We start from the raw sequence: 8,987 nt of genomic DNA on the forward strand, positions 1-8,987 counted from the left end.
CCGGCAGTCGGCCACCGACTGCCGGACACGGGCCTGAGGGCTGCCACTGCGACCTCTACCGCGTCTGCGACTGCGCCTGCATCGACGACGGGCGACTACAGCACGTGGTGGCCGTCAGCCGCCGCCGGCGGCGGGTACCGGCTCGGGCTGCGGGGCAGGGGTGCGCCGCGGGAGGAGCAGGGGGGTCGCCAGCACGAGCACGCCGGCCAGGGCGATGGCCGTGCGCGGGCCGAACAGGGCGCCGAGCACGCCCCAGACGGCGGTGAGGAGGGCCGTCGCGGCCTTGGTCGTCACCGCCCAGGCGGACAGCGTGCGGGTGGTCCGGTCGGTCGGGGTCCGTTCGAGGCGGTAGGTGGCGCAGACGGGGTTGAAGACCGCGCAGCAGAAGATGAGGCCGAGTTCGACGCCCATCACCAGGAGCAGGCCTGCGGTTCCCGGTCCGACGAAGGCGAGGCCCACGGGCCACAGTGCGCGCAGGGCGCCGGCCGCGGCGAGGACCCGTCGTTGTCCGAACTCGGCGGCGAGGGGTCGGGCCAGGCGCGCACCGAGCAGTCCGCCGATCGACGGGACGGCGAAGGCGAGTCCGTACTGCCAGGCTGCGAAGTCGAGCCGGCCGAGCATGAGGACGGCGAGCAGTGGCTCCGCGGCCATCACCAGGCCGTTGAACAGCGCGGTGTTGAAGAACAGGGGGCGCAGGGTCGGGTCGGCGAGGATGTACCGCCAGCCGTCGAGCAGGTCGCGGGCCCGCAGGCGCTGGGCCGGTCGGGGTCCGGGCGGTGGCTCGGTCCCGCCCGTGGCGCGGATGCCGAGGGCCGAGAGCAGGTAGCTGGCCGCGTCGGCCGCCACCGTCGCCACCGGTCCGAGGAGACCGATCGCGGCGCCGCCCAGTGGGGGGCCGACGATGGTGGTCGTCCAGGCGGTGGACTCGAACCGGGCGTTGGCGACGAGCAGGTCCTCGGCCGGCAGCAGGGTCTTCAGGTACGCGCCGGAGGCGGCGCGGAAGGTGATGTCGGCGGCCGCGACGACGACCGAGACCAGCAGGAGCTGGACGAAGGTGAGCACGCCGAGCGCGAACGCGGTGGGGATCGTCAGCAGTGCGGCGCACCGCACCAGGTCCGCCGCGATCAGCACGGGCCGTTTGCGGCGGAACTCCACCCAGGGGCCGAGCGGCACGGCCGCGGCCGCTCCGACCGCGGCGCCTGCGGCGGAGAGCACGGCGACCTCGGCAGGTCCGGCGTGCAGCACCCGGACGGCGATCAGCGGGAAGGCCCCGAAGGCGAGCCACGTGCCGAGCGCACTCGTCCCGTACGCTGCCCAGAGCCACCCGAACGGCCGCCCCAGCCGGTGTCCGCTCCGCACGTCCGACACCCCTCGCCCCGCACCAGTGACCCGTACCCGTGACCCGAACGACCGGTCCGCGACCGAACCGTTCAGAGGGAGCACCCTACCCGGGGTCAGGACCGCCTCGGGACCGATCGCCCCGCGCCCTTCCGAGGGCAGCCGGGCGCCGGAACACCGTTCACCGGCCGGGACCGCAGACCGCAGACCGCAGACCGCAGACCGCAGACCGCTCAGGGCATACCGGGCACGGCCGCCTCGAACGGCAGCGGACGGTGGAAGACGACCCGGGTCCGGCCGGGGCCGCCGTAGTCCTCGACCGAAGTCGCTTCGAAACCGAGGTTGCGGTGGAAGGCGATCGAGCCGGTGTTGCCGGGCGAGGTGATCGCTTTGAGCCGCCGTGCTCCGTGTCGGTGCGCGATGACGGCGAAGGCCGCGTACAGCCGGCGGCCGAGGCCGGTGCCCCGGGCGTCGTCCCGGGTGGCGACCAGGTGGACGTATCCGGTGCCGTCGGGGGTGGTGAACCCGATGAGGTAGCCGTGGATGCCGTCGTCCGCGCGGGCGACCAGCCAGGTCTCGCCGAACTCGTGGACCAGCGCGTCGAGGTGGAGGGACCGGAGGTCCCGCTCGCCCCAGTAGCGGTGGTGGTCGGTGAGGACCTGGTGGAGGTCGGCGATGGTGCCGGGGGTGATGTGTGGTCGCACTCCGGGATCATGGCAGGCCGGGCGTGGACGCCGTGCACCGCCCGGACACCGGGGTGCGCGTCATCCGGGGACGGACGGCGAGCAGCGGCCGCCGGGTCAGTCGAGCGGACGGCCTGCCTGCCGCGGGCTCCGGGCCTCCTGGCGGGGCTGCTCGACGTGCTCGGCCCGATCGCTCTCCTCGGCCCCCTCGGCCCCCTCGGCGTCGTCGGTCAGCAGGGGCGATCGGGTCAGCACGAGGACGGCGGCGCAGACCACGGCGGCGGAAGCGGCCGCGAGGACCAGGGGCAGACCGCTGCGGACCTTCTCGCCGAACACCAGGGTCCCCCACAGGACGGAGACCACCGGGTCGCCCAGCGACAGCCCGGGCTGTACGGCGAGCAGGCTTCCGGCGTGCACCGCCGACTGCAGCAGGAACATGGATCCGGCGCCGACGGCGAGCATCGCGTACAGCTGCCACGCCGCGAACACGCTGCCGATGCCGGCGGAGGCGTTGGCGGTCGCCCCTTTGATCAGGCCTGCGGTCAGCCCGAAGCCGCAGCCGGTGGCGACGCCGAGGATCGCCGCCCTACGGGTGCCGTCGGCGGACAGCGCCCACCACACGCCTGCGGCGATCAGCAGGGCGTTGACGCCCAGGGCCAGGGCCCAGGTCGGACCGGAGGCACGGGCACCGGAGTCGGCGGACGGCGACAGACCGAGCAGCAGCCCGGCCAGGCCGCCGGCCATCGCCGCCACGGCGCCCCACTCGCGCCACCGCATCCGGCTGTGCAGGAGGAGCGAGGACAGCAGGAGCGTGGCCGGCAGGTCGAGGACGAGCAGGGACTCGACCACCGAGAGCTTGCCGTTGGCGAGGGCCTCGGCCTGGAGCAGGAATCCGAACGTGACCGCGGTGACCCCGCCGAGCCAGACCGGCCGGTGCAGCAGGTGCCAGACCAGGCGCCAGTTCAGGCTCTCGCTCGCCGGCCGGGTGCGTGCCTCGCGGCGTTGCAGCACGGAGGCCAGGCCGTTGGCGACGGCGGCCAGTACTGCCAGCAGCACACTCAGCACGGTGGATCAGCCCTTGCTCCCTCGGCGGCGTTCGTCGGTGTCCGCTGCCGTCGGGACGGAACGGGCCGGCCCTGCGGCTCCTGCCGTTCGTGCCCGGCCGGTCAGGAGGCCCGGAACGGCACGGGGCCGGGAGTGCCTCGCAGGGCGGCGCCTGCCCGGGATCGGCCCGCTCCATGCACGGGCCGGTCCGGCCGGAGCCCGTACCGACCGCCCCGGCGCCACTGCGGGCAGCAACGGCCGGGGCACCGGGGCGCCACGACACCGGGGCGCCACGACACCGAGGGGCGGGGCGGCCGGGGCGGGACGGATGCGGGCTCAGTGCTCGGCCGGGCAGAGGGTGTCGTGTGCGGGGCGTCGGCCGTCGACGAGGAAGCGGGTCACCAGCTGGTCGCCGCAGGCGTTGCCGTGCGCGGCGTAGGCGTCGTGGCCGCCGGAGTCGACGCTCGCCAGGCGGGCCCGGTCGCCGAGTGCTGCGCGCAGGCGCAGGGCGCCGGCGTAGGGCGTGGCGGGGTCGCGGAGGTTCTGCACCATGAGGATGTTCGACGGCCCGTCGGGCGTGATCCGGGTCGGCGGTTCGGCCGGGTCTGTGGGCCAGAAGGCGCAGGGCATGACGTTGACCGGCATGCCGGCGGTCAACGGGTGCGCGGTGCGGTCGGCGGCGACGGCGCGGGCGTAGCCGTCGGCGGAGCGGGGCCAGCGGACGTCGTTGCACATGGTGGCGGCGGAGGCGGCGACGGTGTTCTGCATCGCGGCGTCGGGCGGGGTGGCGGCCGGGGGCAGCTCGGCGCGGCCGTCGGCGGCGAGCATCAGGCGGGCGAGCCGGGGGAAGCGGGCGTCGTCGTAGAGGGTGTCGAGCATGGCCGCGCGCAGGGCGTTCCCGTCGAGTCGGGCGGGGTTGGCGCCGGGCCAGGGCAGCGGGGCGGTGTCGAGGCGGGCGGCGAGCCGCAGGAACAGGTCGCGTACCTGCTGCGGGGTGTCGGCGAGCCGCTGGTCGCCGGCGGCGGGTGCGGAGGCCCAGGCGGCGAAGTCCGGGAAGCGGTCCTCTGCGCCGGTGGCGTAGGCGGCGAGCCAGCCGCGTTCGACGCGGCGCGGGTCGGGGTCGTCGTTGCTGTCGAGGACGATCCGGTCGGTGCGGTCGGGGTACATGGTGGCGTACACGGCGCCGGCGTAGGTGCCGTAGGAGACGCCCCAGGCGGAGATCCGGCGTTCGCCGAGGGCCTGGCGGATGCGGTCCATGTCGCGGGCCTCGTTGCGGGTGCTGATGCTGCGGAGCACGGGGCCGCCGTTGCGGGTGCAGGCGGCGGCGATCCGGCGGGCGGCGGCGAGGTTGCCGGTGACGGAGCCGTCGGGTGCGGGCCAGGGCAGCAGGGTGGTCATCGACAGGTCTTCGTGGGCGAGCCCGCAGTCGACGGGGCTGCTGCGGCCGACGCCGCGGGGGTCGAAGCCGATGAGGTCGTAGCGGTCGAGGACGGACCGGGGCAGTCGGCGGACGGCGTTGGTGGGGCCGTTGAGTCCGGGGTTGCCGGGCCCGCCGGGGACGATGAGCAGGGCGCCGCGGCGCTGGTCGGGGCGGGCGGCGGTGATCCGGGAGACGGCGAGGTCCAGCTGCGGGCCGGTGGGATCGGCGTGGTCGAGCGGGACGGCGAGGGTGGCGCACTGCTGGCGGGTGTCGGCCGTGCTGTCGGGGCAGCCGCCCCAGGCGATCGGGGCGGCCGGCCGGGTGGCGGTCGCGGGCGGGCCGGCGGGCCGGGTGGCGGCGGTCGCGGGCGGGGCGGTGCCGAGGAGGGTGAGGAGTGCGGCGGCGGCCGTCGTGGCCGTGGCGTGGGCGATTCGCATGCCGAGCAGTCTTCGCGGCCGGGCTCGGCGGGGCGATCCTGTCGGCACCCGGATCCGGCCTGGTGCGGGCTTCACCCGCATCCGGGGGGCTCGCCCCACCCCCGGGTCGGCGGTGCCCCCGTGTGCGGCCCCGGGGTGGCCGTCCGGGCGCCCTGACCCGGTGTCAGTAATTCGTTCGGTGGAATTCGCGGAATATCCACCGGGGGCACTTGAGGGAGAATTCTGACGAGACCCCGCCAGAACAATGGCAAAAGGGTTCCCGAAAGCCGATCACGTCTTGATGGCGATCGAGGCGTGATCGGACGTATCGGACTGGTCGTTCAGTTTTCCATCATCCGGCGCGCGTAGCGTACGACCGCCGAGCACGGGGTGGGCGTCATGGGCGACAGGCCGTCCTGCCCCCTCCGCGAGCCCGACGACGGGCGCAGCCCGCACCGTCGGAGCCTCCCCGGGCGCCTCGGCCTCCCACGGGCCGACCGGTGCGAGCGCCAAGCCGTCCGCCTCCGTCTCCGTCTCCGTCTCCGGCCGGCCCTCCGGCACCGCGAAGACGACCACCAAGGCCGGCACGGCCGGTACAGCCGGTACGGCGAAGACGGCCGCCACGCCCGGCACCGCACGCCGGGCCGGTCGGCCGACGGACCGCAGGCGGGTGCGCATGACGGGGGTGTGTCCAGCGACTGGCTCTGGCGCACATTCGGTGGTGACGCGTGGTGACTATCGCTACGTACCGCGATCTGCCCAGCTCAAAGCGGAGGCCGGCGGGCTGTTCCCTGGGTGCCTCGACGGAAGGGCGACGCCCCTGGGCGGACACCAAAGCAGGCTCTACCAGGCACAATTCTCCATGACTCTCTGTCACCACCGAATGTGCGCCAGAGCCAGTCACCGTACAGACCCTCTGACCAGCGCCGGCCTCGTCGTCGAGACCGAGCTCGATACCCCAGTTGGTGGACGCCCACTATCGTGGAATCTGCGCAGGACAGGATGGGCTAGGGGGAACCTTGTATTACAGCGGCTTGGGGCTTGACCGGGTTGGCGGCCGGCGTACCGACTCGGAGTGGGTCGCCGGGCTGTTGACGAGCCCCAGTACCCAGGTGATTCCCTTGTGGCGGGACCACTGTCTGGTCCGCGACGACAGGCCCATCCGGCTGCCGCTGGCCGAGGCGCGTGGCATCCTCGACGCCGCCGACGACCAGGTGTTTCTCGGCCTGGACGGAGAGGCCGCGGTGTTCGCGGCCGACGTGTCCCGCGTCGACCGGTCCAACGCCGTCGAACTGGCCACCGCGGACACGGTGCTGGAGGTGCGAGCCATGGTTCCCACCATCACGCCGGACGAGGCGGGCCTGCTCGCGTATGCCCGTGGAATCCTGCACTGGAACCGGAATCAGCGGTTCTGCGGCGCGTGCGGCGGTCCGGCCGTCCCCAGCAACGGTGGCCACCTGCGGACCTGTCAGGACTGCGGAAAGCTGCTCTTCCCGCGGATCGAACCGGCCGTGATTGTGCTGGTCGAACTACCCGGCACGCCTCGGCGCTGCCTGCTCGGCCGGCACGCGGGATCCGGTCCGGACCGCTTCAGCACGCTGGCTGGGTTCGTCGAGATCGGGGAGAGCCTCGAGGACGCGGTGCGCCGCGAGGTCGCCGAAGAGGCCGGTGTCGAGGTGGGGACGATCACCTATCAGGGATCCCAGTCGTGGCCGTTCCCATCCGGGATGATGATCGGGTTCCGCGCCGAGGCCGTTTCCGACCGGATCGACGTGGACAACGTGGAGGTGGTGGAGGCACGTTGGTTCACGGCGGCCGAACTTCGATCGCGAATTACGGACTCCGCTGTCGGCGGGCCCTACCGGGTCGACTCGATCGGCAAGGTGCTCATCGACCAGTGGTTGGCCGACGTGGAGTGAGTCAGCTTGCCACACTGTTGGGGGGAATGTGAGCCGAACTCGACGCGGAACGCGCCGACCTGGCAATCGCCCGCAAAGTCATCCTGTCCCTCGGCGACGACGAGCCCACCGGCGACCGGATGCCGGGCCTGCCCGACAACCCGATCTACCAGCAGATCCTCACCGCGCTCATCGACGCCGCAGCCCCGCAACGCTGCCGCGACCTGTGCCGCACCCTGGCCACCGGCACCGAGCCCACGCACATCTCCGGCATGCGCAACAAGCTCAAGCGTCTGACCAGCGCCGGCCTCGTCGTCGAGACCGAGCCCGGACTGTTCGCAATCCCCACACCCAGAACAGCCGACTGACCGCGTGACCTGCCCACACACCGTCACAACGACGAAACGGACATAGCCTCACTCAACGCCCTCTGAGACCTCTTCCCCCGGCGCTTGTCGGATCAGACCGACAAACACACAGTGCGCGTCCATGCAGTACGGGCCTGTCAAGATCCGCCGGACAGAACCTGGCGCTGCTGCCTGCTCTCCAGCCAGACGGTGACGTCGCGTCGGAACTCCGGGTCCTTGTAGACGTTCTCCCGGGCGAGCCACTCCAAGTCACGAACGACCCCGGGCGATCCGGCGGGGTCGCGTACCGCGTACAGGCCCACGCCCGATTCGTACGTGTCGGTGAGGATCCAGACGCTGTTGTCCAGAGCCATTGCGGCGAAGCCGGGGTGGCCGGCGCGAACGCCGAGGAACGAGGCGGCGCCGGCCCCCACGAGGTCCCACCGGTCCAGCAGGCGGACGCGGTGCCAGACGTGCACCCGGTGAAGCAGCCGGCGGTCCACCGCTGCCGTCCAGGTGCCTCGCGGCAGGTTGAGGAGGAATTCGCGGTTCTCGTCGAACAGGCCGGCGGACACCGCGAGGTCGTACCAGCCCTCGTTGAGGCGCTCCACGAGCCGGCGGTCCCGGTAGTCGACGCGGAAGCCACCGAAGATCCGCTCCGGCTCGTAACCGAGGACATGCGGTGGCGCCGACGCCGGAACCGCGTCGGGTATCACCTCCAGCCCGGCCCGCAACAGCGGCTTGTACACCTTGCGGTGCCTCTCCTGACGGCCCAAGCCGTTGCCTCCTCACCCCATGACCGGTTCGGTCCGACCGCGTCGCGCCCACCCTATGACCGAGATCGACCCCCGCCCCCACCCGGACGGCGGGGCGTCGCGCACCACCGCGCCGGGGCGGCTACCCGGTGGGCAGGCTCTGCAGCTGCGCACGCGCCTGGTCCTTCACGGAGAGCTGCGCGCCGAGCACGACCTGCGGCGAGCCGCTGCCGTTGCTCGTGCAGAAGCGCCCGTCCTTCACCGGGACGGACAGGTGGAGCTTGCCCTCGTTGCGGGCCAGGACGAGCCGGGAGCCGCTGGTGCAGTCGGCGTCGGTGCCGGCCGGCGAGGCCGACACCCAGCTGACGGCATGGTAGAGCGACTCGCCCGGATTGATCACCATCGACTGCGCCCTCGTGGTGATGAAGCGCAGATTCCCAGCACGCCGGTGGTGAGCTTGGTGTACGAGCCGCCCTTGCCGTCGGTCCGCACATCGGCCGGTCCGTACAGCTTGCACGAGTACGGCAGGTGGTTGGTGACCTCGATGAGGCCGGTGTGCCGGGAGCCGCTCTCGTGCAGCTCGATCAGCTTGGCGGTGACGTCGTCCCCCGGCCCCCAAGCCGCCGCACACCGGATCCTTCGGGACGTCCGTCAAGGTGGGCACGACGTCGGCCGCCGCCGGCACACCGCCCGGGGTCGCGGACGCGGCGGTCGGCGCTGCGGTGGCGGAGCCCGCCGGGGCGGCCGCCGGACTCGCACCGGACCCACAGGCGGTGAGCGCGAACGACCCGAGGGCCACCGCACCGGCCAGGGTCACATGACGGATCTTCACAACGATGCTCCACCGGTCATCGGGAGGGGCCTGCGGCGGCGAGGGTCTGCGTGTCCACGCGGTCCACTGTGCCGGGTCGGCCGCGGATCGTCCGTCCGGTTCGTTTCCGATCCACCGTCAGGACGACTGTCACGACGACCACTCGGCTTCCGGAAGGACCGTTCGGGGAGTGGACCCCGAGGGTGGACACCGCCCCGGGCCGGGTCGTTCGCGTGGCGGGCGCCCGCTCCGGCCGCCGGGGGTGCGGCGGCCGG

General features: G+C 73.1%; 9 protein-coding genes. 2 read left to right on the forward strand and 7 right to left on the reverse strand.

Features of this window, described 5'->3' with window-relative positions:
* Window positions 1-114: 114 nt before the first annotated feature.
* From AB0O09_RS38395 to AB0O09_RS38415, 5 genes are all read right to left on the reverse strand, one after another.
* Window positions 115-1,359 carry an MFS transporter gene (locus AB0O09_RS38395; protein WP_363550383.1) on the reverse strand — a complete coding sequence of 415 codons (1,245 nt, stop codon included), beginning with the start codon at window positions 1,357-1,359 and terminating at the stop codon, window positions 115-117.
* Window positions 1,360-1,571: 212 nt separating this feature from the next.
* Window positions 1,572-2,042: a GNAT family N-acetyltransferase gene (locus AB0O09_RS38400; protein WP_363550386.1), complete on the reverse strand. Its 471-nt coding sequence runs from the start codon at window positions 2,040-2,042 to the stop codon at window positions 1,572-1,574.
* A gap of 96 nt (window positions 2,043-2,138) precedes the next feature.
* Window positions 2,139-3,077, reverse strand: a complete 939-nt coding sequence (locus tag AB0O09_RS38405) for a DMT family transporter (RefSeq protein ID WP_363550389.1) — start codon at window positions 3,075-3,077, stop codon at window positions 2,139-2,141.
* A gap of 324 nt (window positions 3,078-3,401) precedes the next feature.
* Complete coding sequence (locus AB0O09_RS38410) at window positions 3,402-4,922, reverse strand: alpha/beta hydrolase (protein WP_363550391.1); 1,521 nt, start codon at window positions 4,920-4,922, stop codon at window positions 3,402-3,404.
* Between the two features lie 270 nt (window positions 4,923-5,192).
* Window positions 5,193-5,579 (reverse strand): hypothetical protein, encoded by a 387-nt coding sequence (locus AB0O09_RS38415; protein WP_363550394.1) that lies wholly within the window; start codon window positions 5,577-5,579, stop codon window positions 5,193-5,195.
* Window positions 5,580-5,935: 356 nt separating this feature from the next.
* On the opposite strand from AB0O09_RS38415, the gene nudC reads away from it, so the two are divergent.
* Together nudC and AB0O09_RS38425 are read left to right on the forward strand one after the other, a co-directional pair.
* Window positions 5,936-6,820: an NAD(+) diphosphatase gene (gene nudC, locus AB0O09_RS38420; protein WP_363550397.1), complete on the forward strand. Its 885-nt coding sequence runs from the start codon at window positions 5,936-5,938 to the stop codon at window positions 6,818-6,820.
* 119 nt (window positions 6,821-6,939) lie between these two features.
* On the forward strand, window positions 6,940-7,167 hold the full coding sequence (locus AB0O09_RS38425; protein ID WP_351265293.1) for a hypothetical protein: 228 nt from the start codon (window positions 6,940-6,942) through the stop codon (window positions 7,165-7,167).
* 137 nt (window positions 7,168-7,304) lie between these two features.
* Here AB0O09_RS38425 and AB0O09_RS38430 read toward each other — a convergent pair whose 3' ends face one another.
* Window positions 7,305-7,895 (reverse strand): hypothetical protein, encoded by a 591-nt coding sequence (locus AB0O09_RS38430; protein ID WP_363550400.1) that lies wholly within the window; start codon window positions 7,893-7,895, stop codon window positions 7,305-7,307.
* Window positions 7,896-8,043: 148 nt separating this feature from the next.
* Entirely contained in the window at window positions 8,044-8,304 is a 261-nt protein-coding gene (locus AB0O09_RS38435; RefSeq protein ID WP_363550403.1) for a hypothetical protein, read from the reverse strand.
* Window positions 8,305-8,987 lie beyond the last annotated feature (683 nt).

The organism is Kitasatospora sp. NPDC093679, assembly GCF_040683455.1.
GTDB classification, from domain to species: Bacteria; Actinomycetota; Actinomycetes; order Streptomycetales; family Streptomycetaceae; genus Kitasatospora; species Kitasatospora arboriphila.